The 22,070-nt window shown below is 71.4% G+C and carries 22 protein-coding genes; 12 read left to right on the top strand and 10 right to left on the bottom strand.

All coding sequences use genetic code 11. From position 1 onward, the window contains the following. Nucleotides 1-78 precede the first annotated feature (78 nt). Entirely contained in the window at nt 79-2,385 is a 2,307-nt protein-coding gene (locus ABGB01_RS31750) for an ATP-binding domain-containing protein (protein ID WP_347777182.1), read from the top strand. A 66-nt stretch (nt 2,386-2,451) separates the two neighbouring features. Here ABGB01_RS31750 and ABGB01_RS31745 read toward each other — a convergent pair whose 3' ends face one another. Then, nucleotides 2,452-2,916: a MarR family transcriptional regulator gene (locus ABGB01_RS31745; protein WP_347777181.1), complete on the bottom strand. Its 465-nt coding sequence runs from the start codon at nt 2,914-2,916 to the stop codon at nt 2,452-2,454. A gap of 105 nt (nt 2,917-3,021) precedes the next feature. Here ABGB01_RS31745 and ABGB01_RS31740 point away from each other — a divergent pair, with 105 nt between their 5' ends. From ABGB01_RS31740 to ABGB01_RS31710, 7 genes are all read left to right on the top strand, one after another. Next, the gene (locus ABGB01_RS31740) at nt 3,022-6,285 is read left to right on the top strand and encodes an efflux RND transporter permease subunit (RefSeq protein ID WP_347777180.1); all 3,264 of its coding nucleotides are present in this window, start codon (nt 3,022-3,024) and stop codon (nt 6,283-6,285) included. A gap of 229 nt (nt 6,286-6,514) precedes the next feature. After that, entirely contained in the window at nt 6,515-7,117 is a 603-nt protein-coding gene (locus tag ABGB01_RS31735; RefSeq protein ID WP_347777179.1) for an SPFH domain-containing protein, read from the top strand. 33 nt (nt 7,118-7,150) lie between these two features. Further along, nucleotides 7,151-8,803, top strand: a complete 1,653-nt coding sequence (locus tag ABGB01_RS31730) for a potassium/proton antiporter (RefSeq protein WP_347777178.1) — start codon at nt 7,151-7,153, stop codon at nt 8,801-8,803. 38 nt (nt 8,804-8,841) lie between these two features. After that, the gene (locus ABGB01_RS31725) at nt 8,842-8,964 is read left to right on the top strand and encodes a hypothetical protein (protein ID WP_347777177.1); all 123 of its coding nucleotides are present in this window, start codon (nt 8,842-8,844) and stop codon (nt 8,962-8,964) included. 93 nt (nt 8,965-9,057) lie between these two features. Continuing rightward, nucleotides 9,058-10,488, top strand: coding sequence for an adenylosuccinate lyase (gene purB / locus ABGB01_RS31720; RefSeq protein ID WP_347777176.1), 1,431 nt, complete (start codon nt 9,058-9,060; stop codon nt 10,486-10,488). After that, nucleotides 10,485-11,234: a GNAT family N-acetyltransferase gene (locus tag ABGB01_RS31715; protein ID WP_347777175.1), complete on the top strand. Its 750-nt coding sequence runs from the start codon at nt 10,485-10,487 to the stop codon at nt 11,232-11,234. Before purB ends, ABGB01_RS31715 begins: the two co-directional genes overlap by 4 nt. A gap of 107 nt (nt 11,235-11,341) precedes the next feature. Further along, complete coding sequence (locus ABGB01_RS31710) at nt 11,342-11,482, top strand: hypothetical protein (RefSeq protein WP_347777174.1); 141 nt, start codon at nt 11,342-11,344, stop codon at nt 11,480-11,482. Nucleotides 11,483-11,567: 85 nt separating this feature from the next. Here ABGB01_RS31710 and ABGB01_RS31705 read toward each other — a convergent pair whose 3' ends face one another. From ABGB01_RS31705 to ABGB01_RS31680, 6 genes are all read right to left on the bottom strand, one after another. Further along, entirely contained in the window at nt 11,568-12,119 is a 552-nt protein-coding gene (locus ABGB01_RS31705; RefSeq protein WP_347777173.1) for an SRPBCC family protein, read from the bottom strand. Then, entirely contained in the window at nt 12,116-12,766 is a 651-nt protein-coding gene (locus tag ABGB01_RS31700; RefSeq protein WP_347777172.1) for an SRPBCC family protein, read from the bottom strand. The genes ABGB01_RS31705 and ABGB01_RS31700 overlap by 4 nt, the downstream gene beginning before the upstream one ends. Nucleotide 12,767: 1 nt before the next feature. Further along, nucleotides 12,768-13,136, bottom strand: coding sequence for a metalloregulator ArsR/SmtB family transcription factor (locus ABGB01_RS31695; RefSeq protein ID WP_347777171.1), 369 nt, complete (start codon nt 13,134-13,136; stop codon nt 12,768-12,770). 115 nt (nt 13,137-13,251) lie between these two features. Further along, entirely contained in the window at nt 13,252-13,851 is a 600-nt protein-coding gene (locus tag ABGB01_RS31690; protein ID WP_347777170.1) for a TetR/AcrR family transcriptional regulator, read from the bottom strand. 77 nt (nt 13,852-13,928) lie between these two features. Beyond that, entirely contained in the window at nt 13,929-14,822 is an 894-nt protein-coding gene (locus ABGB01_RS31685; RefSeq protein ID WP_347777169.1) for an SDR family oxidoreductase, read from the bottom strand. Between the two features lie 2 nt (nt 14,823-14,824). After that, nucleotides 14,825-16,078: an MFS transporter gene (locus tag ABGB01_RS31680; RefSeq protein ID WP_347777168.1), complete on the bottom strand. Its 1,254-nt coding sequence runs from the start codon at nt 16,076-16,078 to the stop codon at nt 14,825-14,827. A gap of 80 nt (nt 16,079-16,158) precedes the next feature. Here ABGB01_RS31680 and ABGB01_RS31675 point away from each other — a divergent pair, with 80 nt between their 5' ends. The 3 genes from ABGB01_RS31675 to ABGB01_RS31665 all read left to right on the top strand — a co-directional run bounded on the left by ABGB01_RS31675 (nt 16,159) and on the right by ABGB01_RS31665 (nt 18,764). Then, nucleotides 16,159-17,058 (top strand): LysR family transcriptional regulator, encoded by a 900-nt coding sequence (locus ABGB01_RS31675; RefSeq protein WP_347777167.1) that lies wholly within the window; start codon nt 16,159-16,161, stop codon nt 17,056-17,058. 108 nt (nt 17,059-17,166) lie between these two features. Next, nucleotides 17,167-17,583, top strand: coding sequence for a PPOX class F420-dependent oxidoreductase (locus ABGB01_RS31670; protein WP_347777166.1), 417 nt, complete (start codon nt 17,167-17,169; stop codon nt 17,581-17,583). A gap of 137 nt (nt 17,584-17,720) precedes the next feature. Then, nucleotides 17,721-18,764 (top strand): DUF4037 domain-containing protein, encoded by a 1,044-nt coding sequence (locus tag ABGB01_RS31665; protein ID WP_347777165.1) that lies wholly within the window; start codon nt 17,721-17,723, stop codon nt 18,762-18,764. Nucleotides 18,765-18,786: 22 nt separating this feature from the next. Here ABGB01_RS31665 and ABGB01_RS31660 read toward each other — a convergent pair whose 3' ends face one another. From ABGB01_RS31660 to ABGB01_RS31650, 3 genes are read right to left on the bottom strand one after another with little or no spacing between them, the layout of a single operon-like run. Beyond that, complete coding sequence (locus tag ABGB01_RS31660; protein WP_347777164.1) at nt 18,787-19,566, bottom strand: SRPBCC domain-containing protein; 780 nt, start codon at nt 19,564-19,566, stop codon at nt 18,787-18,789. After that, nucleotides 19,563-19,868, bottom strand: coding sequence for a metalloregulator ArsR/SmtB family transcription factor (locus tag ABGB01_RS31655; RefSeq protein ID WP_347624388.1), 306 nt, complete (start codon nt 19,866-19,868; stop codon nt 19,563-19,565). Before ABGB01_RS31655 ends, ABGB01_RS31660 begins: the two co-directional genes overlap by 4 nt. Before the next feature lie 50 nt (nt 19,869-19,918). Further along, nucleotides 19,919-20,674 (bottom strand): MerR family transcriptional regulator, encoded by a 756-nt coding sequence (locus ABGB01_RS31650; protein WP_347777163.1) that lies wholly within the window; start codon nt 20,672-20,674, stop codon nt 19,919-19,921. A 99-nt stretch (nt 20,675-20,773) separates the two neighbouring features. On the opposite strand from ABGB01_RS31650, the gene ABGB01_RS31645 reads away from it, so the two are divergent. Beyond that, nucleotides 20,774-21,970: an OmpA family protein gene (locus ABGB01_RS31645; RefSeq protein ID WP_347777162.1), complete on the top strand. Its 1,197-nt coding sequence runs from the start codon at nt 20,774-20,776 to the stop codon at nt 21,968-21,970. Nucleotides 21,971-22,070: the final 100 nt, after the last annotated feature.

Below are 22,070 nucleotides of genomic sequence, written 5' to 3'. Positions count from 1 at the left end.
AGGGCGGAGGGTTAAGCTCGAATGCTGCCTTACCTGGCATGAGCGTTCACAGACCTCCCGATAGGAGTGTACCACCGAATGGCTAATCGTCAAGATGGTTTCGCGCAAGCCCTTGACAGCGAACAGCGTGCCGTGTCGTGGCTGTACGGCCGGCTCGACGCCGCCCGGCAACGGGCGGAGGAGGCGCTGCGCACGGCGTACGGCAGGGCGACGGGCACCCGCCAGGCGATGGTCGAACGCGAGGCGATGGCGTCGGAGCAGGCGCGGCGGCTGGCCCAGCTGAACGCGGTCGAGCGGGGCCTGTGCTTCGGCCGCATCGACGACGGCTCCGGGCGGAGCACGTACATCGGCAGGATCGGCCTGCGTGACCAGGAGCACGAGTCGGTGCTGATCGACTGGCGGGCGCCGGCGGCGCGGCCGTTCTACGTGGCCACGGCCACCGATCCCGGCGGGCTGGTGCGCCGCCGGCACCTGCACCTGAAGGACCGCACGGTGGTCGGCATCGACGACGAGGTGTTCGACCTGGACGGCATGAGCGACGGCGACCGGCGCTCGCTGGTGGGTGAGGCGGCGCTGCTGGCGGCGCTGCGCCGTGGGCGGACGGGCCGGATGGGCGACGTGGTGGCCACCATCCAGACCGAGCAGGACCGGGTGATCCGTTCCTCGCTGCAGGGGGCGCTGGTGGTGCAGGGCGGTCCCGGCACCGGCAAGACGGTGGCGGCGCTGCACCGGGCGGCGTACCTGCTCTACACCCACCGCGACACGCTGGAGCGGCGCGGGGTGCTGGTGGTGGGCCCCAACCCGATGTTCCTGCGCTACATCAGCCAGGTGCTGCCGGCGCTGGGGGAGACGCAGGTGGTGATGGCCACGGTGGGGGAGATGTTCCCGGGGGTGCGGGCGCGCGCGGCCGACTCCCCGGCGGCGGCGGTGGCCAAGGGCGATCCGCGCATGACCGAGGTGGTGGCCAGGGCGCTGGAGCTGCGCCAGGCGGTGCCGGACGGCGAGCTGGTCGTGGAGCTGGACGGGCTGCGGCTGCGGGTGCCGTACGAGGTGTGCGCGCGGTTGCGCGAGCGGGCGCGGGCGGTGCGGCTGCCGCACAACATGGCGCGCAAGCTGTACGTGAGCGAGCTGCTGAAGGAGCTGGCCAGGGCGGAGGCGCGGGCGCTGGAGGAGTCGCTGCACATCGAGGAGCTGGAGGTGGACGATCCGGAGCTGGTCGAGCCGCTCGATCTGGAGGCCGATCTCGACGAGATCGACCTGGAGCTGGCCTCGCGGCGGTTGTGGGGCGAACCGGAGATCCGGCGCGCGGTGGACGGCCTGTGGCCGGAGCTGACGGCGCAGCGTCTGATCGACGATCTGCTGTCGTCGTCGGAGACGTTGCGGTCGGTGGCTCCGGCGGGCCTGGCCTGGCAGGAGCTGGTACGCCCGCCCGGCTCCCCCTGGACGCCGGGCGACGTGCCGCTGCTCGACGAGGCGGCCGAGCTGCTGGGCGAGGACGACTCGGCCCGGAGGGTGGCGGCCAGGGAGGCCGGCCAGGAGTGGGCCGAGCAGGAGCGCTACGCCCGGGAGGTGCTGGAGTCGACGGGCGTGGCCGAGCAGGGCATCTTCGAGCGGGCCGACGTGCTGGCCGAGCGGCACGCCGACGACGGTTCGGGCCTGACCACGGCCGACCGGGCGGCGGCCGACCGTTCGTGGGCCTACGGGCACGTGATCGTGGACGAGGCGCAGGAGTTGTCGCCGATGGCCTGGCGGATGCTCATGCGGCGGGTGCCGGCGAAGTCGCTGACCGTGGTGGGCGATCTGGCGCAGACGGGGTCGGCGGCGGGGGCGCGTTCGTGGGGTGAGGTGCTCGACCCCTATCTGGAGGGCCGCTGGCGGGTGGAGCGGCTGCTGGTGAACTACCGCACACCGGTGGAGATCATGCGGGTGGCGGCTGACGTCTTGCGGGCGTTCGCGCCGGAGCAGGAGCCGCCCGAGTCGGTGCGGTCGGGCGGGGCGCAGCCGCGGGCGGTGCGCCTCGCAGCGGCGGATCTGCGGGTGGATCTGCCGGTGCTCGTGGCGGCGGAGCTGGCGGAGGTCGGCGCCGAGGCCGGCGCAGGCCGCGTGGGCGTGGTGACGGCGGACGCGCGGCACGCTGAGGTGGCGCGGTTGTTCCCGGAGGGGGATCTGGAGGCGCCGGTGGTGGTGCTGACAGTGGGGCAGGCCAAGGGGCTGGAGTTCGACGCGGTCGTGGTGGTGGATCCGCAGGGCATCCTGGACCAGTCGCCGATGGGCGGGCAGGACCTGTACGTCGCGGTGACGCGGGCGACGCGGCGGCTGACGGTGGTGCACGAGGGTGATCTGCCGGACGTGTTGTCCCGGCTGACCCAGAAATCTACTTTGTAAAGGCGGCGACTTGGAGCGAAACGATCATGGGCCACCCCCCACACCCATCGACGATGCCCGGAGGCGCTACCGCCGGCAGGTGTCGTTGTCCGGGGCGAGGTCGGTGGCGACGTCGCGGATGGTGCGGGTGACGTGGTCGAGGGCGCGCAGCGTCTCCAGGTCGAGGTGGTCCATGATGCGGCGGTAGTGTTCGTGGCCGGCGTTGTTGATCTCTTCGATGAGGGCGGTGCCCTCGGGGGTGAGCTGGACGCGGCGTACGCGCCGGTCGTGGGGGTCTTCGTGCCGGTCGGCCAGGCCCTGGGCGACGAGGCGGTCGACGATGCCGGTGACGGTGCCGAGGCCGACGCCGAGCGCGTGGGCGAGCTCCTGGCCGGAGGAGGAGCCGTTGATCGCCAGGAGCATGACGACTTTGAGCTGTCGCATGGTGAGGTTGGAGGTGAACAGGGGGGAGTGGTGCTGGGCGAACAGTCGCCCGAGGCCACGCTGGGTTTCGGAGATCCGGTGGATCAGGTCTTCGCGTTCGCTGCTCACACTCACCTCTCGCCTTCCTGAGAAGGTTATCAGGAAGGCTCGGCCTGTCTAAATATTCGTATCAGGCGAAGTGTTAGTCTGTGGCGAACTCTTGGAGGGGACCCCATGACCGCTTTCGCCCGGTTGAGCCTGGTCAACCGCAGCCTTGTGATCCTGATCGCGGTGGTGCTCAGCGCGTTCGGTATGTTCGCCATCCCTCAGTTGAAACAGCAGTTGCTGCCGTCCTTGTCGTTCCCGGGCGCGTTCGTGGTGGCGCCGTTCGCCGGCGCCTCGCCGGAGATCGTCGAGGATCAGGTCACCAAGCCGATCGAGGACTCCTTCCAGGGGCTCACCGGGATGGAGCAGATGACCTCGACCTCGAAGGAGGGGCTGGCGCAGATCCAGGTGGCCTTCGAGTACGGCACCGACGTCGAGTCGTCGGTGAACAAGATGCAGCAGGCCATCAGCCGGGTGACGTTGCCGGAGGGCGTCGAGCCTCAGGTGGTGGCGGGCAACACCGATGACATTCCGGTGCTGGTGCTGGCGGTGGGCGACGGCGGTGACGAGCGGTCGATGGCCGACAAGCTGCGCCGGATCCTGGTGCCGGAGTTGCAGGGTGTTGAGGGCGTGCGCGAGGTGTCGGTCACGGGCACCCGCGAGGAGGTCGTGACGATCGAGCCGGATGCCAGGAAGATGGCGCTGGCGGGGGTGTCGGCGGCGCAGATTCCCGAGGTGCTGAAGGCGAACGGCACGCCGATTCCGGCGGGGACGCTGGTCGATGACGGTAAGGCGCTGACGGTTCAGGTGGGTTCGCGGGTCGACTCGGTGTCGAAGTTGGAGAGCCTGTATCTGGCGCCCGCGCAGCCGGCGGCGACCCCTCAGCAGGCTCAGCCGCAGCAGTCTCAGCAGCAGTCTCAGCAGCAGAGTCCGCAGCAGGGGCAGGCGCAGGGCCGGCCGGGTCAGGGGGCGGTCGCGCAGCAGCCGGTCAGGCCGAAGCCGCTCAAGCCGGTGAAGCTGGGTGATGTCGCCGAGATCGAGCGTGGGCTGGCGGAGGCGACGACGCTCACCCGTACGGACGGCAGGTCGAGCCTGGGCGTGGCGGTGACGATGACGCCCGACGGCAACGCGGTGGCGATCTCGCACGAGATCCGGGAGAAGCTGCCGGAGCTGACCAGGGCGCTGGGCGACTCGTCGGACACGGCGGTGTCGGTGGTGTTCGACCAGGCACCGTACGTGGAGGAGTCGATCGAGAGCCTGACCACTGAGGGCCTGCTGGGTCTGGTGTTCGCGGTCCTGGTGATCCTGGTGTTCCTGTTGTCGGTGCGGTCGACGCTGGTGACGGCGGTGTCGATCCCGCTGTCGGTGGTGATCGCGCTGCTGGCGTTGTGGGCGGGCGACTATTCGCTGAACATGCTGACGCTGGGCGCGTTGACGATCGCGGTGGGCCGCGTGGTCGACGACTCGATCGTGGTGCTGGAGAACATCAAGCGGCATCTGGGTTACGGCGAGGCGAAGCTTCAGGCGATCTTGACGGCGGTGCGCGAGGTGTCGGGGGCGGTGACGGCTTCGACGCTGACCACGGTGGCGGTGTTCGCGCCGATCGCGGTCGTGGGCGGGATGGTGGGCGAGTTGTTCAGCCCGTTCGCGATCACGGTGGCGGTGGCGTTGCTGGCTTCACTGGTGGTGTCGCTGACGGTGGTGCCGGTGCTGGCGTACTGGTTCCTGAGGGCGCCCGCGTTGACGCCGGAGCAGGCGCGCAGGCAGCGTGAGGAGGCCGAGGCGAAGGAGTTGCGCTCGCCGTTGCAGCGGTCCTACCTTCCCGTGCTGCGGTTCGCGACCCGGTTCAAGCTGGTGACGGTGCTGATCGGGGTGGCGGTGTTCGTCGGCACGATGGGGCTGGCGGGCGGGCTGCAGACGAACTTCCTGGACGCCTCGGGGCAGAACACGATCTCCCTGTCGCAGCGGATGCCGGTGGGCACCGACCTGAAGACCACCGACGAGGCGGCGCAGAAGGTCGAGGAGGTGCTGGCGGGCCTGGACGGTGTGGAGACCTACCAGGTGAACGTGGGCGGCGGGAACGCGATGTCGGGCGGGGCCGTCGGCGGTGGCGCGGATCGGGCCTCGTACTCGGTGACCCTTGAGGAGGGTGCCGACACCGTGAAGGTCGAGCAGGCGCTGCGCGATGAGGTGGCGGGCCTGTCGGGGGTCGGCGAGGTCACGGTGGGGGCGCAGGCGGCCGGGTTCTCTTCCGACACGATCGACGTGATCGTGCAGGCTTCGGACGCTGAGGCGTTGCGTGGGGCGACCGACACGGTCGCGGCGGCGATGGGCGAGGTTTCCGGGTTGAAGGACGTGTCGTCGGACCTGGAGTCGAGTGCGCCGCGGGTCGAGGTGGTGGTGGACCGTGAGGAGGCCGCCGAGCGGGGCCTGTCGGAGGCGCAGGTGGGGCAGGCGGTGGCGCAGGCGTTCCGTGGCGCGCCGCTGGGGCAGATCATGCTGGACGGGCGGGCGAGCGACCTGGTGCTGCGGGGGGCTGACGCGCCGGACGACGTCGAGGCGATCGAGGGTTTGAAGCTGCCGACGCCTGCCGGGATGGTGACGTTGTCGTCGGTGGCCGATGTGCGGCAGGTGGCCGGGCCGACGCAGGTGACCAGGATCGACGGTGAGCGGTCGGCGACGGTGTCGGCCAAGGCGGACGCGGCGGATCTGGGCAGTGTGACGCAGGCGTTGACGTCGAAGCTGGACGGGTTGTCGCTGGCCGCGGGGGTGTCGTACGAGATCGGTGGTGTGTCCGCTGATCAGGCCGATGCGTTCGCTGATCTGGGCATGGCGATGCTGGCGGCGATCGCGATTGTTTTCCTGATCATGGTGGCGACGTTCCGCAGCTTCGTCCAGCCGGTGATCCTGCTGGTGTCGATCCCGTTCGCGGCGACGGGCGCGGTCGGGTTGCTGGTGGCCACGGACACGGCGCTGGGGGTGCCGGCGCTGATCGGGATGTTGATGCTGATCGGCATCGTGGTGACGAACGCGATCGTGCTGATCGATCTGATCAACCAGTACCGGGATCAGGGCATGGGTGTGGTGGAGGCGGTGATCGAGGGTGGCCGGCGCAGGTTGCGGCCGATTCTGATGACGGCGGTGGCCACGATCTGCGCGCTGACGCCGATGGCGCTGGGGGTGACGGGTTCGGGTGGTTTCATCTCGCAGCCGCTGGCGATCGTGGTGATCGGTGGTCTGATCTCTTCGACGTTGCTGACGCTGGTTCTGGTGCCGACGTTGTACGTCGTGGTGACGCGCGAGGGCGGCCAGGGGCGGGGGCCGGCGGGTTCCCGGGTGCGGGAGGACGCCGACGGCGCGGGGGCGCAGGATCTGGCCGGTCATCCGGCGTGAGCGTCGTTCCGGCGGCGGAAGGTCGCCGGGGTTGAGGTGCCCGGCCGGGTGTGTTGTCCGGCCGGGCACGTTCGCGTCTACAGGGTGGCTCCCCTCGGGAATGGGTGCTGCGCCCGATGGCGCCGACCTGGCCGGCGGGCGAGACTGGGCGGACGGGAGCCTGGTCCCGGACCTGGTCGTTCGGGATGACCTGCGTGCCGGCCGGGCGGACGACGACCGGGAGACTGGCATGCTCGCAGGTCACACCGTCCCCATGGTCAGGGGGTTCGTCGTGATGGAGCCGGTGGGGTGGGCGTTGCTGGGATTGCTGCCCATCGTGGTGGCCGTCCTGTGGACGGTGCGCGTCGTCGACGCGGACGAGCGGTTGGTGGTGCACCGGCTGGGGCGGGTGGTGGGTGTGCGCGGGCCTGGGCTGGTGGTGGTGTGGCCTGGGGTGGAGCGCGCGGTGCGGGTGTCGTTGCGGCTGGTGTGCCTGGATGTGTTCTGCGCCGAGGCGGTGACTCGCGATGGTGTGGCGGTGCGTGTCAAGGCCGGTGCCGTGGCGGAGGTGAGCGATCCGGTCCGGTTCGTGATGGTGATGGACGGGCCGCTGGCGGCTGCGACGGTCGTCGCGGAGAGGGAGTTGCGCCGCCGGATCGCCGGGGCCGATCTGGCGGACCTGCCGGCGATGATCAGCCGGAGCGGCGTGGAGGTGGCGGAGCGGATCAGCCGGGCGACCGGCCGGTGGGGTGTGCGTGTCACGCTCGTGGACGTCGACGATATGCAGGTGCCGCTGCGGGGTGAGCTCATCGCGTGGGTGGACCGGCTGCGGGAGACACGGCCGGGTGGGTAGGGGATGTGCTGACCGAGCCTTCGAGGTGCCGCGATGAGCCTGCAGCAGCTGTACGCGGCGCTGCTGGCCGGCGGGATCGTCCTGCTGGCGGGTATCGCCGCGGCGCGTACGGCGAGCAGGCTGGGACTGCCTGGCCTGCTGTTGTTCCTTGCGCTCGGCGTGCTGCTCGGCGAGGACGTCCTCGGGATCGATTTCGACGATGCCGGGCTGGCGCAGACGCTCGGCACGTCGGCTCTGGCGATCATTCTGATCGAGGGTGGCCTGAGCACGAGGTGGAGCGATCTGCGCCGGTTGGTGTTGCCGTCGGCGTTGCTGGCCACGGCGGGTGTGGCGGTGAGCGTCGTGGTCACCGCGGCGGGCGCTCATTTTCTGCTGGGCATGGATTGGCAGCTGGCGTTGTTGCTGGGCGCCATCGTGTCGTCCACGGACGCGGCCGCGGTGTTCTCGGTGTTGCGGTCGCTGCCGTTGCCGCGCAGGGTGGCGAGTCTGGTGGAGGCCGAGTCCGGGTTCAACGACGCTCCCACGGTCATCTTGGTGCTGGTGTTCAGCACCGCTGCCGTTGACCTTCCCGGCCCGGTGGCCGTGGCGGGGCAGATGGCCTACCAGCTGGTGGCGGGTGCGTTGATCGGGTTGCTGATCGGCTGGGCGGGGACGGCGGCGCTGCGTTATGTGGCGTTGCCCGCAACGGGCCTGCATCCGCTGGCGACTCTGGGGCTCGGTGTGATCGCGTTCGCCGCGGCCGGTGGTGCGGGCGCGTCCGGTTTCATGGCCGCTTATCTGGCGGGCATCGTGCTGGGCAACGCGGTCCTGCCGCATCGCGCCGCCACGCGGTCCTTCGCCGAGGGTGTGGGGTGGCTGGCTCAGATCGGCTTGTTCGTCATGCTCGGTCTGCTGGTCGACCCGAGCGAGCTGGGTGGCGCGGTGTTGCCGGCCGTCGTCGTGGGGCTGGTGCTGCTGCTGGTGGCCAGGCCTGTGTCGGTGATGGCCTGCCTGCTTCCGTTCCGTTCGGGCTGGCGGGAGCAGGTGTTCATCTCCTGGGCGGGGTTGCGGGGTGCGGTGCCGATCGTGCTGGCCACCTTTCCCATCGTCGCGGCGGTGCCCGGCAGTGGGCAGCTGCTGAACATCGTGTTCGTGCTGGTGGTGCTGTTCGTGCTGATGCAGGGGCCGGTGCTGCCGGTGATGGCCAGGGTGCTGGGCATCACTCAGCCCGGCCAGGCCAGGGAGGTGAGCATCGAGGCCGCGCCGCTGGACGTGCTGGGCGCCGACCTGCTCACGCTGACGATCCCGCCCGGCTCCCGCCTGCACGGGGTGGAGATCTTCGAACTGCGTCTGCCTGCGCCTTCGAACGTCGTACTGATCATTCGCGACGGCGACACCATCGTCCCCGAGCCCGTCACGTTGTTGCGGGAGGGCGACGACGTGCTCATCGTCACCACCAGCGCCGCCCGTGTGCAGGTCGAGCGGCGGCTGCGCGCGGTCGCGCGGCGGGGCCGGTTGGCCCATTGGTACGGCGAGCGCGGCGACGTCGACACCGATCCCGGCCGAGCGGCCATCACGAAAGGAGAGTCCGTTCAGTGGACATCACTCACGCGACCGTCCCCGGCAGCGGCATCGTCCACCACTACGACACGAGGCGAGGAGATCACATCGGCGTTATGGTCTTCGACGACGGGCGGCGCGGCCTGATGTTCTAGGACCGGGCCGGTGCCGACACGGCGTCGCATGTGGTGGAGCTGGACGACGACGAGGGCGACTGGGTCGCGGAGTTGGTGCACAGCCGTTCGCTGGCTGATCGGCTGGCGGCCGTGGAGCGGCGGCTGGCCGAGCTGACCGGCAAGCGCTTGTGATGCCGGGCGCGGTTCGGGTGTTCGTGGCGGGCGCGCGGGAGCGGGGCCCCTGCGCGCCCGGCGGGGGCGGGCGTGTGAATAGACTTGTCGAACGTGACTGCCAAGCCGCGTATCCCCGATGTCCTGGCCGCTCGTTATGCCTCGCCCGAGCTGGCTCGCCTGTGGTCCGCCGAGTACAAGATCGTCGCTGAGCGGCGGTTGTGGCTGGCGGTGCTGCGCGCCCAGGCCGAGCTGGGCGTGACAGTGCCCGAGGAGGCCATCGCCGATTATGACAAGGTGGTCGAGCAGGTCGATCTGGGCTCGATCGCGGCGCGCGAGCGGGTGACCCGGCACGACGTCAAGGCGCGCATCGAGGAGTTCAACGCGCTGGCTGGGCACGAGCAGGTGCACAAGGGCATGACCTCGCGCGACCTGACGGAGAACGTCGAGCAGCTGCAGGTGCGTGACAGCCTTGTGCTGGTGCGCGACCGGACGGTGGCGCTGCTGGCCCGTCTGGCCCGTCTGGCCGCGGAGCATCAGGCCACGGTGGTCGCCGGCCGTTCGCACAACGTGGCCGCGCAGGCCACTACGTTGGGCAAGCGTTTCGCGACGGCGGCCGATGAGTTGCTGGTGGCCTACCGGCGGCTGGAGGAGCTGATCGGCCGCTATCCGCTGCGCGGGGTCAAGGGTCCGGTGGGCACCGCCCAGGACATGCTCGACCTGCTGGGCGGCGACCGCGGGAAGCTGGCCGGGCTGGAGGAGCGGGTCGCCGCCCATCTGGGGTTCGCGCACGGGTTCACCAGCGTGGGGCAGGTCTATCCGCGTTCGCTCGACTACGAGGTGGTCACCGCGCTGGTGCAGCTGGCGGCGTCGCCGTCCTCGCTGGCCAGGACGATCCGGCTGATGGCCGGGCACGAGCTGGTCACCGAGGGGTTCAAGGAGGGGCAGGTCGGCTCGTCGGCGATGCCGCACAAGATGAACACCCGCTCCTGCGAGCGCGTCAACGGCCTGGCGGTCGTGCTGCGCGGCTACGCGTCCATGGTGGGGGAGCTGGCGGGTGATCAGTGGAACGAGGGCGACGTGTCGTGCTCGGTGGTGCGCCGGGTGGCGCTGCCGGACGCGTTCTTCGCCTTCGACGGGCTGGTGGAGACGATGCTGACGGTGCTGGACGAGTTCGGCGCGTTCCCCGCGGTGATCGCGTCCGAGCTTGACCGTTACCTGCCGTTCCTGGCGACGACGAAGATGTTGATGGCGGCGGTGCGCGCCGGGGTGGGGCGTGAGCAGGCACACGAGCTGATCAAGGAGCATGCCGTGGCGGCGGCGCTGGCGATGCGCTCGCGCGGAGCCGCCAACGACCTGCTCGACCGGCTGGCCGGCGACGAACGGTTCCCGCTCGGCCGGCCGGCGCTGGAGGAGCTGCTGGCCGACCGGGTGTCGTTCACGGGCGCGGCCGGCGACCAGGTGACGGCGGTCGTGCGGCAGGTGGACGAGGTCGTGGCGGAGCGTCCGGAGGCGGCCGCGTACCGGCCCGGCGCCATTCTGTGATCCGCGAGCTCCGCTCCGCGGCCGAGGTGCGGGCGGCCTGCGGGGACGACGATCTGGTGGTGTGGGCGGCGCAGGGGTTGCGCGGCGGCGCGCGGGCGTGGGCGCTGGGCGAGGCGGTGGCGGCGGCCTGCCCGCGGGTGTCGCGGCGGGACCGGCTCGCGGTGCGGGGTGGTGCCGTGCACGCCGCCGGGCTGGTACGCCATGCGCTGGCGGAGCTGGGTCCGTCGTACCGGCCGCTGGGTGAGGCGGCGCTGATGCGGGAGGTGACGGGCAGGCTGGACGGGCTGGAGGTGGCCGGGCGGTTCTCGTGGATGAGCCTGGACACGGACGTTGCGGGCACGGACGGCACGGACGGCGATGACGGCGGGGTGGGGTGGCTGGAGGACGACGACATCGCGCAGGTGGCGGCGCTGCTGGCCGCCGAGGCGCCCTCGTCGTACGCGGTGCCCGGCCTGGCGGGGGTGCGGCGCTGGGCGGGCGTGCGGGCCGGCGGGGAACTGGCGGCTGTGGCGGCCGACGCCTGGTCGGCGCCCACGGTGGGGTTGCTGGCGGGGGTGGCGACGCGGGCCCGTCATCGCGGCAGAGGACTGGCCGGGCGGGTGTGCCGGTGGGTGTCGCGGGAGCTGGTGGCGGCCTACGGGCGGGCGGCGCTCATGGTCGACGACGACAATCCGCCGGCCATCCGGGTGTACGAGCGGCTCGGCTACCGCAGGCGGCGGGTGGCGGCCTGCCGGGCGGTGGGCTGACCGCCGTGGCCGCCTGCCCGAGCCCTCGCACGCTCTGTGCCTGGCACGAGTTTGAGGGGCCCCGCTCGGGTCCGCGCCACCGCCGCGGGCGAGCACCGCTCCGGTCGATGCCGATCTGCGGCGCGGCCAGGATCGCGGCGCCGCGCTGCACGATGCCGGCCGCGCGCATCCGGTCGCTGGCGGTGCGCAACGCGACCGAGGGCTGGTCGTCGTTGTCGCGGGCGCGGAAGCGCTGCTCCAGCCGGTAGCGGGCGCTCATCGGGGGTTCGTCGGTGGCCCAGCAGAAGATCACCTCATCGCCGTGCTCGCTGCGGGTGATGGGGGTGCGCAACGTCACGGTCTCGGCGGTGGTGGAGGTCTCGGTGCCCCAGACGACCGGGTCCAGCGCGGCGGGGCAGACGGCCCTTGGCGGACGTCCGTCCCCTGTTCGGCGAACGTTTTGAAGTCCTGCATGTGTTGCCGCGACTGCTTGCGGAACGAGCCAGGCATGAGCAGCGCCACCAGCCGCATCAGGCGTCCGTCGAACCGGAACTCGCTCTCGCTCTGCCACAGTGTCGTGTTCGGACCGGCTTCGATGATCCGGTCGCGTTGGGCCTGCCACATGCCCTCGCCGACGATCTCGCGGTCGTAGTGCACGACGACCGAGCTCGGGATGGCGTGCAGGTCTGCAGGATCCACGCGTGTGATGGTCTCGGTGACCTCCATCCTCTGCTTCCCCATCTGGAACACGACTCGCGAGGTGGTCCCAAGCTGGCCGTGCACCCCGTTCACCGGCTCGTGCAGCACCAGGCCCCGCAGCCACTTCGGCATCTGCGCCGGGTCGGAGATCAGCTGGACCACCTTCTCGCGGGGCAGGTCTATCTCGATCGAGGTGGTGTACTTCATCGCTCGTTGCCTCCGGGGACGTAGAACGCGGTGGTGGCCTCGACCGCGGCCGCCACGTGATTCGGATCGCCGCCGGCGGCCAGGTGCGCTTCGCCCCATTCCACAGCGCTACGCCTGGCGAACTCGCGGCCCGCGGGCGAGGTCTGGAACTCTTCGTGATCGGGGGCCTCGCCGTCGGCTAGGAACCGGGCCAGGGTGAGGAGACGCAGGTCCCAGCCCACACCACCGGCACCGGGGCCGTAGGTCGGGAACATGGGCTCCCCGACTGCCGCCGCATGGACCAGTTCGAACTCGGTGCCTCCGTCAGGGCTCGGGGACAGGAGCACCTCGACCTCGCTCGTACCCGGCCACTCGTCGCCCTCCGGCCCGAAGAGCCAGGACACCCGCAGCCGCCGCGGCGGGTCGCAACGGAGGATCTCGCCGTGCTCACCGCCGTCCACCTCGAACGACCCCCCGAGCCGAAGGTTGCCGGTGACTGGCTTCAACCAGCGGCCCAGCCGCTCGGGGTCGGTGATGGCGTTCCACACCTCGTCGACCGGTGCGTCGTAGCAACGCCGCAGCTCCATCGTGTACGCGTCGCCAGCGGGCAGGGTCGCGGTGCCCATCGTCCGGCGCGCAGCGGCCAGTTCGTCCAGTACGTCCTTCATGTCATGTTCCTTTCGCTGGCGGATCGGCCTTGCCAACACCTGGGGTCCGGGATGCACGCCTGCCGCGGGCCAGCTCAGTTCCCAGGGCATCGAGCCGCTGATCCCAGAACCCGCGAAACCGGTCCAACCACACGTCAACCTCGCTCAACGGCGTGGGGTCGACGGCGTAGAACCGGCGAGCCCCCTCAGCCCGGACCGACGCGAACCCGTTCTCACGCAGAACGCGCAGATGTTGCGAGACAGCCGGCTGAGACAGTGCGAACTCGGCCCGGATCACGTCTGTGATCGCGCCAGAGGTCTGCTCACCGTCGGCGAGCAGCTCCAGAATGCGCCGGCGCACCGGGTCTCCGAGGATGTCGAACGCGTGCACGACTCAGAATCGTACCAGGCATCACTTATATAAGCTAGCACTGGCACTTCGGCGTCACCCGCGGTTGTCGACGTCCATCGACATCCGATACGCACCATCGATGCTGGTGTCAGCCCTAGCCGCAGGGGTTGGCCTGGGCGGCGGTGGACAGCAAGGTGAGCGCGGCTTGGCGGGCGTGCTCGCCCGCGCCGGTCGCGTCGTGATGCGCGGCGACGACGGTGGCGCCCTCGACCAGCATGAGCAGCTGACGCCCCAGCAGGTGTGGTTGGGCTGCTCCGGCGCGGTCGGCGATGCCGGTCAGGAGGTCCAGGTAGCGGTCGAGATGGCGTGTGGTGATGGCGCGTACGGCCTCGACGTGGTGCTGGGCGGCCGCGTTCAGCATCGCGCAGCCGCGGAAGAGCGGGCCGTCGTACCACTGCTGCAGGGCGTCGAACACTGCGGCGAGCTGGTCGCGGGGGTCGTCCCCGGCGTCCGAGACAGCTTTGACGAGCCAGTGCGTCACCCGCTCGCTGCGTGCCTTGAGCACGGCCTGCACCAGTCCGTCCTTGGTGCCGAAGTGCCGGTACAGGGTCTCCTTGGACACGCCGATGCGGGCGCACAGCTCGGCGACGCCGATGCCGTCGAGTCCGCGCTCGTACAGCACCGCGGTCGCCGCTTGGATGATGGTGGCGCGCGTGCGCTCCGGGTCGAGCGTCGAGCCTTTGGGGACCGGCATACCCAGATGGTACCGGGGGGTTCGATTCGGCGAGTTCGCCGGACGGCTGCGCGGCACGGCCACCACTACACGACAGGTCAGTACGCGGCGGCGGATCCGGTCTGGGCGAACGCTGCGGCGTGGTCGCGGGCGAAGTCGGCGATGTCGCGCGGGGGGCGGCCGGTAATGGTGGCCACCGCATCGGTGGTGACATCTCCCCAGCCGGAGACATACGCCTGCGCGTACTCCTGCAACATGTCGACGATCCATCGCGGAACGCCGTAGCCGAGCAGCGTCTCGCGCTTGGCGTCGTCGCTGACCGGCTGGTAGGCGATCGGCCTGCCCAGGGCGCGACTCAACGCCTCCGCCACCTCGTCGAACGTCAGCGAGCGCGGGCCGGTGAGGGTGTACGTCTGGCCGTGGTGGCGGTCGGGGCCGTCGAGGAGCACGCGGGCGGCGCACTCGGCGATGTCGCGTATGTCGATCATGCCGACCCGGGCCGAGGCCATGTTCAGCGAGAACGCGCCGGTGGCGGCGATGGAGCCCGCCTCGTTCAGCAGGTTCTGCATGAACCAGTGCGGGCGCAGGATCGTCCAGCGCAGGCCGCACCGTTCGATCTCCTGGTCGGACAGCGCGTGCAGCCTGCCGCTGCGGTTGGGCGCGTCGGGCGCCGCGCCGACCACGGACAGCCGTACGACGCGCTCCACCCCGGCCTGGCGTGCGGCCCACACGGCGTTCATGCTGTTCTCCGGAGCGCGCGGGCCGTTCGGAGTGAGCAGCCACAGATCGTGCACGCCCTCGAAGGCGGGCGGCAGCGACCGGGCGTCATCGAGGTCGCCGACGACGACCTCGGCTCCCCGCTCCCGCAGGCCGTGTGCCCTGGACTCGTCGCGGACGAGGGCGCGAAGGCCGACCTCGGCTCCTTCCAGCGCGTTCATCAGTGCGGTGGACACGGTTCCGGTCGCTCCGGTGATCAACACGGTGCGTGACACGTTCATTCTCCCGTGGTAGAGCCGGCTGGTGCCGGGTGAGCCGCGGGCCGCGGGGGTTTCCCGGCGGCCCGGCTGATGGTGATGCGCTCCAGGGCCCAGAGCACGACGGTGCCTGCCGACAGGGCCGCGCCCAGGACGCACACGCCGGTCCAGCCGCCGTGCACCCAGACCACCGAGGTCAGCGCGGAGCCCGTCGCGCCGCCGACGAAGAAGGAGGTCATGAACGCGGAGTTGATCCGGTTGCGGGCCTGCGGACGGAGCGCGTAGATGACGTTCTGGCTGCTGTTGAGCACCGCCTGGTGCGCCAGATCCAGCACGATCACGCCGGCGAGCAGCCACACCAGGGAGCGCGCCCCGGCGGCGATGGCCAGCCAGGACACCGCCAGCAGAACCGCTCCCGCGCCGGTCACGATCTGGACGAGCCCGCGGTCGGCCAGCCGCCCGGCCACCGTGGCGGTCAGCGCACCCGCGACGCCGACCAGGCCGAAGAGGCCGATGGCGGACTCCGTCCACTCGTACGGCGATCCCACCAGCAGGAACGTCAGCGCCGTCCACAGCACGCTGAACGACGCCAGGCTGAGGGCGCCGATGCCCGCCCGCCACCGCAGCAGCGGCTCGTACCGGAACATGGCCAGCGTCGAGCGCAGCAGTTGCGGGTAGGTCAGGCGCCCGCCGTCGCCGCCGAGCCGGGGCAGGAAGGTCCGCAGCAACACCGCCGTCAGCGCCATCAGGACCGCGTTCACCCAGTAGACCGTCCGCCAGCCGCCCAGCTCCGACAGCGTTCCTGACGCGGTGCGCGCCAGCAACAGGCCGAGCATCAACCCGGTCATCACGGTGCCGACCACCCGGCCACGCTCGGCCGGGGCCGCGAGCGTCGCCGCGAACGGCACCACGACCTGCGCTCCGACCGAGGCCAGCCCGGTCAGGGCCGTGCTCACCAGGAGCACCGTGCCATCGGCCGCGGTGGCCGACACCAGCAGGAACACCGCGGTCGCCGCGTAGAGCGCCACGGCGAGCCGCCGCCGCTCCATCAGGTCGCCGAGCGGCACCAGCAGGATCAGCCCGAGCGCGTACCCGGCCTGCGCGGCCGTGACCGTCAGCGCCGCCAGCGATGGTCCGAGGCGCAGATCCTGCCTGATCAGGTCGAGCAGCGGCTGCGCGAAGTAGTTGCCCGCGACGGCCAGCCCGGTCGCCACCGACATGAGCAGGAGCAGCCCGTGCGACAGGCCGCCATCACGATGGGGTGTCGTCGTCATGCACCCCAGCCTCGGGGATACACGATCGATGAGTCCAATGCATGTTTGTCATCAGCTCAATCGTGGTTCACGATTGATGGATGGAGCTGCAGCAGATGCGCTACGTCGTCGCGGTCGCGGAGACGAGCAACTTCACCCGCGCGGCCGAGCAGTGCCTGGTCGTCCAGTCCGCGCTGAGCCATCAGATCGCGCGGTTGGAGCGTGAGCTGGGCGCCAGGCTGTTCGACCGCACCAGCCGCCGCGTCCGGTTGACCGCGGCGGGCGAGGCGTTCCTCCCCGCCGCCCGCCAGGCTCTCGACGCCGCCGAGCGGGCCCGGGCCGAGGTGGCGGCCGCCGCAGGCGAGATCCGCGGCCGGCTCGCCGTCGGCGCCATCCCCACCGTCACGGCGGTCGACCTGCCGGTGGCGCTGCGGCGATTCCACCTGCGTCACCGGGGGGTGCAGATCAGCCTCCGCTCCGGCGCCAGCGAGGAGTTCGTCGAACGGGTGCGGCAGGGCACGCTGGACGTCGCTTTCCTGGGGCTTCCCCCGGGCGTCCGGCCCAAGGACGTCCGCGGCCGCGAGCTGGCACGCGGCGACCTCGTCGCCGTGGTCACGCCCGGCCACCCGCTGGCCGGCGAGGAGCGGGTGGAGCTGCGCAGGCTGGCGGACGAGCAGTTCGTCGACTTCCCCGCGGGCACCGCCGGGCGGATCCAGTCGGATGAGGCCTTCGCGGCGGCGGGGGTGCCGCGGGAGGTCGCCTTCGAAGTGTCGACCCCCGACTTCATGGCGCGCCTGGTCCGGCAGGGCCTGGGGATCGGGATGTTGCCGGCGGCCTTCGTTTCCCAGCTCCCCGACCTGCCCGTCGTCCGGCTCAGCGACGCGCCGGCCCGCGTGGAGCACCTCATCTGGAGCCGGCACCAGCCCTCTCCCGCCGCCGCGGCGTTCCTGTCCGCTCTGGGCGTCTCGCCGCAGCCGGCCGAGACGGGCTCCGGCGCGTGAGCGGCAGTGACCAGGAGCAGCGGAACCCACCCCGCCCGCCGGCCCGACACGCCGGCCGGCGTCCGCCACGCCCCCTCCGAGCTGGGCAAAGATGACTTTATGGAGGTCATGACACGACAGCAGGCGATCGAGTTCCTCGCCGTCGGCACCCGAACGGGCAAACTCGCCACCGCCTCACCAGACGGCGCGCCCCACGTCGCCCCCATCTGGTTCGTCGTCGACGGCGACGACCTGGTCTTCACCACCGGCCGCGACACCGTCAAGGGCCGCCACCTGCGCGCCAACCCCCGAGCCGCGCTCGCCGTCGACCTGGAGGAACACCCCTACGCCTACGTCACCGTCCGTGGCCCCGTCCGGTTCGAGCAGGCTCCCGACGACCTTCTGGCCTGGACCACCAGACTCGCCGAACGTTACGTCCCGCCCGGCCGCGCTCCTGATTACGGCCGGCGCAACCTCGGCCCCGCCGAACTGGTGTGCCGTCTGCGCATCGAACGCCTCATCGGTCACACCGACGTCGCCGGGTGACCGATCGAGCAGCCGGCCGCTCGGCCGCGATGCCGTGCACTTCTCGTTGCCGGTGACCCGTGCCGAGGGCGGCGGCGCGGCCCTCCCGGGAAATTGGGGTGAGGTTCCGGCGGCGCTGGTGCACAGTGGACGGCGTGATGTCCGATTTTGTACCTGGTATGGAGTTGTCGCGGGCCTTCTATCGCGATGTGGTGGCGCCGCTGATCCCCGGGGTCGCGCACAGCGCCGCGTTGATCGGGCCGGGCTCGGAGGTGCTGGCGTTCGACACCGCCCGCTCCACCGACCATGACTGGGGGCCGCGGGTGCTGCTGTTCGTGCCGGGCGAGCAGGTGGCCGAGGTGCGGGCGGCGGTGGAGGCGGGCCTGCCGGACCGGTTCGGCGGGTTCCCGACGGTGTTCGCCTATCACGGGCAGGTGCGCTCCGGGGTGACGGTGACAGGGCCGGGGGAGTGGCTGGCCGGGCGGCTGGGGTTCGACCCGAGGCAGGGGGTGTCGCTGCTGGACTGGCTGTCGGCGCCGTGGCAGAGCCTGGCGGAGGTGACGTGCGGCGAGGTCTTCCACGACGGGCTAGGAGGGCTGGGAGGGCTGGAGACGGCCAGGGCGGCGCTGAGCTGGTACCCCGATGATGTGTGGCGCTACGTCCTGGCGTGCCAGTGGCGGCGGATCGCGCAGGAGGAGCCGTTTCCCGGCCGGTGCGGCGAGGTGGGCGACGAACTGGGGTCGGCGGTGGTGGGAGCGCGGCTGGCGCGGGAGGTGATGCGGCTGGCGCTGCTGCTGCGGCGGCGCTACCCGCCGTACGCCAAGTGGCTCGGCAGCGCGCTGGCGCGCATGCCGGGCTCGACCGAGCTGGGGGAGTCGCTGGGGGCGGCGCTGGCGGCCCGGTCATGGCGTGAGCGCGAGACGGCGCTGGCGGCGGCGTACGCGCGGGTGGCGGCGCTGCAGAACCGCACGCGGCTGGCCGGATGGCTGGATGAGGGGGTGCGCGGGTTCTACGACCGGCCGTTCCAGGTGATCGACGGGGACCGGTTCGCCGATGCGTTGATGGCGTCGGTGACGGACCCGGTGATCAAGGGTTTGCCGGTGGTCGGGTGCGTGGATCAGCTGTCGGATTCGACGGACCTGCTGGTGGCGCCGGGCAGGGCGCGGGCCGCGGCGGCCGCGGCCCTGCGACTCGCCCCGTGACGATCTGAGGGACCGGGGCCGCTCAGCCGACCAGGGCCGCAGCGAGCCTTTCGACGTGGACGCGCCAGGCGTCGCGCGCGGACGGGTCGCCGGTGTGGGTGATGATGAGGCGGGCGCCGTGGCCGGTGCCCGCCGCCAGTTCCCACCGCACGTGGCCGCCGGGGGTGTCGTATTCGAGGAGCTTGCCGCTCTCGACGCGCGTGACGGCGCCGGCGGCGAGGGCGGGCGGGGCGAACGGGGCCGGGGGCGGGCCGCCCGGGCTGGCCTGGTCGCCGTCGAGCCGCTGCCACAGGTGGTCGGCGGGGCGGGTGAGCTGGCGTTCGACGCGTACGGTCTCGCCGTCGGTGGCGGCGCAGGTCAGGCCGAGGATGGCGACGTAGTGCTCGTGCAGGGGGGCGCTGTCGCCGGGCGGGGTGAAGGGGCGCTCGTCGAGGTGGGCGAGCATGGCCATGATGCAGGTGTGCCATCCGGTGGCGAAGCTGGCGGCGCCGTGGTGGTCGGTGAAGGTGTGGGTGAAGGTGAGCAGGGTGGCGTCGCCGTCGGGGTGGAGCTCCCAGCGCAGTTCGTCCTCGCCCCAGGTGTGGGCGAAGACGTGGGGCGGGTCGTTCTCGGTGATGCGGCCGTCGGGGCCGAAGCCGTAGGCGATGCGGTCGCCGTCGATGGTGACCTCGGCGGGGAACCAGGCGGCCAGGTGTTCGGGCCGGGTGATGGCGCGCCAGACCTTGCCGGGCGGGTGGGGCAGGCGGCGCTGCAGGCGCAGGGTGGTGCGGCCGTCGGGGTGCAGGGTGAGGGTTTCGTTCATGAGTCGTCCATGGTGTCGAGGTGGTCTTCGAGGCGGTCGAGGGAGTGGTTCCAGAGCCTGCGGTAGGGGGTGAGCCAGGCGTCGATCTCGGCGAGGGGCTGGGGGCGGAGTTCGTACCAGCGGCGTTGGGCGTCCTTGCGGACGGCGACGAGGCCGGCCTCGCGCAGGGCCCGCAGGTGTTTGCTGGTGCCGGGCTGGGTGAGGCCGAGGTGGTGGGTGAGTTCGCCGACGAGGTGGGGGCGTTGGAGGAGCAGGTCGAGGATCTGGCGTCGTGCGGGGTCGGCCAGCACGTCGAAGCGCATGGCGGCGAATATACCCGTACGGCTATATACCTGCAAGGGCATGTACGAGGTCAGGCGCGGCGGACGTTGGCGTGCACGGCCTGGCTGAAATAGCCCGCCAGGCCGGGGACCAGGTCGTCGAAGGCGGCGCGGAAGCGAGGGTCGTCGACGTACAGGTCACCGAGGCACTGGTGGAGCTCGGTCGTGCAGGTGTAGAACCAGCGGCTGAGGTGACCGCGGTGGCGTTCGGCGAGGTCCATGGCGTGTTCCCCGTCGGCGGGCAGACCGGCCTTGAAGGCGGCGACGAGGTCGTCGGTGATGGCGGCCGCCTCGGCCCTGAGCTCGAGCCAGTCGGCTTTGGTGTAGGAGGCCACGCGGCGGCGGCTTTCCGCGTACTCCTCGGTGTCGCCCCAGCGGCGTACGACCTCCGGTTCGTGGTCTTCGGGCCGGAAGTCGCCGAACACCTCGAAGCGTTCCTCGGGAGTGAGGGCGAGGTCGAGGGTGTGGGCCTGCATGGAGCGTTCGACGGCGGCGATGACCTCGCGCAGGCGTTCGACCTTACGGGTGAGGAGCTCGTGCTGGCGGCGCAGGTGGGTGAGCTCGTCGGTGTGGGGCGCGTCAAGGATGACGGCGATCTCGTCCAGGCCGAAGCCGAGCTCGCGGTAGAGCAGGATCTGCTGCAGGCGGACCAGGTCGGCGTCGGTGTAGCGGCGGTAGCCGGCGTGGGTGCGCTCGCCGGGGGTGAGCAGGCCGATCTCGTCGTAGTGGTGCAGGGTGCGCACGGTGATGCCGGCGAGTCTGGCGACCTGCCCCACGGAGAAGCTCATGGTCCCACCTTGCACGGTGACGCCGGGTGAGGGTCAAGCCCGCCGGGGACGCGCGACGCTATGCACATCCTGAAGGTGGATCCTTTACCGTCGGGGGCTATGACCGATCGGTTGATCCGTACGAGCAGCCGGCTCCTCCTCCCGGTGGTCGCGCTCGCGCTGGCGTCCTGCAGTCTCTCTCACACCGGCGGCAGCGGCGAGGAGCGCCAGCCGCCGGCGTCGGCGCCGGCGTCGGTGTCGCAGAGCACCGCCTCGGCCGCCACGACGCCGGCAGCCACGCCGGCCACGCCGTCCCCCACGGGCCCCGAACCGACGAGCTGCCCGAACGGCGAGCTGATCCCGGCCGTGGACGTGCCGGCCGTGCACGCCGACCCGGTGGTCGTGCCGGAGGCGAAGGTCGGGGGAGAGGTCGTCCCCGCCGTCACCATCCCGGGCGTGGACATCCCCGCCGTGCACATCCCCGCTCAGTGCACCGAGGTGGCGCCGGCGCCCGGCGGCTGCCTCGGGGCCGCGTCCATCCCGCCGGTGTCGATCCCCGCCGTACGGATCCCGCCGGTCGAGATCCCCGGCGTGGACGCGGGCGGGATCAAGCTCGACCCGGTGCGCGCGGAGGGCGTCTCGGCGCCGGCCGAAAGCGCGGAGAGCGTGTCGACCCCCGAGGCGTGCCAGGCCGTGCCCAAGGACGGCGGCGTGGTGCCGTTCGTGATCCGCCCCTTCATCATCCGGCCTTTCATCATCCGCCCGTTCGTGATCCGCCCCTCCATCATCCGGCCGGAGGGCTGCAACGCGCAGCGGGAGTGCATCCCCGCGGTCGAGGTGCCCGCCGTGGAGGTTCCCGGGGTCGAGGTGCCGGGGGTGGAGATCCCGGGGGCGGAACTGAAGGGGTACGAGGTCGGGAAGAGCCAGGTGTTCGAGGGGAAGGACTCGATCGCGTTCGCTCTCAAAGCCGACGTGCTGTTCGACTTCGACAGCGCCGACATCAAGCCGTCCGCGGCCGCCGAGCTGAGAAAGATCGCGCGGCGGGTGGCGGAGGAGGCCGGCGACGGGGTGACCATTCACGTCGACGGGCATACCGACGCCAAGGGAGACGCCGCGCACAACCAGCCGCTGTCGCAGCGGCGGGCCAGGGCGGTGGCGGACTGGCTGGCCTCCGAAGGAGGGCTGCCGCAGGCGCGGCTCGTGGCGCGGGGCTTCGGGGAGTCGAAACCCGTCGCACCGAACACGACGGCGGGCGGCTCGGACAACCCGGCCGGCCGGGCCAAGAACCGCCGGGTGGTGATCTCGGTGCGGAGATGAGCACCTGCCGGGGCCGGGACGGTGTTGCGGGGCGGTGTTGCGGGGCGGTGCCGGGGGATGCCATGGTGAGGCTGAGCTGGGGATTCGGGTACCTACCTAC

Origin of the sequence: Nonomuraea sp. B5E05, from assembly GCF_039880665.1 — a bacterium.
Taxonomy (GTDB): Bacteria; Actinomycetota; Actinomycetes; order Streptosporangiales; family Streptosporangiaceae; genus Nonomuraea.
The sequence above is the reverse complement of the archived record's forward strand: the minus strand, read 5'-3'. Positions and strand labels throughout refer to the sequence as shown.

Coding starts and splice junctions, on each gene's coding strand:
- ABGB01_RS31750 (WP_347777182.1), top strand. CDS start 79: ATGGCTAATCGTCAAGATGGTTTCGCGCAAGCCCTTGACAGCGAACAG.
- ABGB01_RS31740 (WP_347777180.1), top strand. CDS start 3,022: ATGACCGCTTTCGCCCGGTTGAGCCTGGTCAACCGCAGCCTTGTGATC.
- ABGB01_RS31735 (WP_347777179.1), top strand. CDS start 6,515: ATGCTCGCAGGTCACACCGTCCCCATGGTCAGGGGGTTCGTCGTGATG.
- ABGB01_RS31730 (WP_347777178.1), top strand. CDS start 7,151: ATGAGCCTGCAGCAGCTGTACGCGGCGCTGCTGGCCGGCGGGATCGTC.
- ABGB01_RS31710 (WP_347777174.1), top strand. CDS start 11,342: ATGCCGATCTGCGGCGCGGCCAGGATCGCGGCGCCGCGCTGCACGATG.
- ABGB01_RS31705 (WP_347777173.1), bottom strand. CDS start 12,119: ATGAAGTACACCACCTCGATCGAGATAGACCTGCCCCGCGAGAAGGTG.
- ABGB01_RS31700 (WP_347777172.1), bottom strand. CDS start 12,766: ATGAAGGACGTACTGGACGAACTGGCCGCTGCGCGCCGGACGATGGGC.
- ABGB01_RS31690 (WP_347777170.1), bottom strand. CDS start 13,851: ATGCCGGTCCCCAAAGGCTCGACGCTCGACCCGGAGCGCACGCGCGCC.
- ABGB01_RS31680 (WP_347777168.1), bottom strand. CDS start 16,078: ATGACGACGACACCCCATCGTGATGGCGGCCTGTCGCACGGGCTGCTC.
- ABGB01_RS31675 (WP_347777167.1), top strand. CDS start 16,159: ATGGAGCTGCAGCAGATGCGCTACGTCGTCGCGGTCGCGGAGACGAGC.
- ABGB01_RS31670 (WP_347777166.1), top strand. CDS start 17,167: ATGACACGACAGCAGGCGATCGAGTTCCTCGCCGTCGGCACCCGAACG.
- ABGB01_RS31665 (WP_347777165.1), top strand. CDS start 17,721: ATGTCCGATTTTGTACCTGGTATGGAGTTGTCGCGGGCCTTCTATCGC.
- ABGB01_RS31660 (WP_347777164.1), bottom strand. CDS start 19,566: ATGAACGAAACCCTCACCCTGCACCCCGACGGCCGCACCACCCTGCGC.
- ABGB01_RS31655 (WP_347624388.1), bottom strand. CDS start 19,868: ATGCGCTTCGACGTGCTGGCCGACCCCGCACGACGCCAGATCCTCGAC.
- ABGB01_RS31650 (WP_347777163.1), bottom strand. CDS start 20,674: ATGAGCTTCTCCGTGGGGCAGGTCGCCAGACTCGCCGGCATCACCGTG.
- ABGB01_RS31645 (WP_347777162.1), top strand. CDS start 20,774: ATGACCGATCGGTTGATCCGTACGAGCAGCCGGCTCCTCCTCCCGGTG.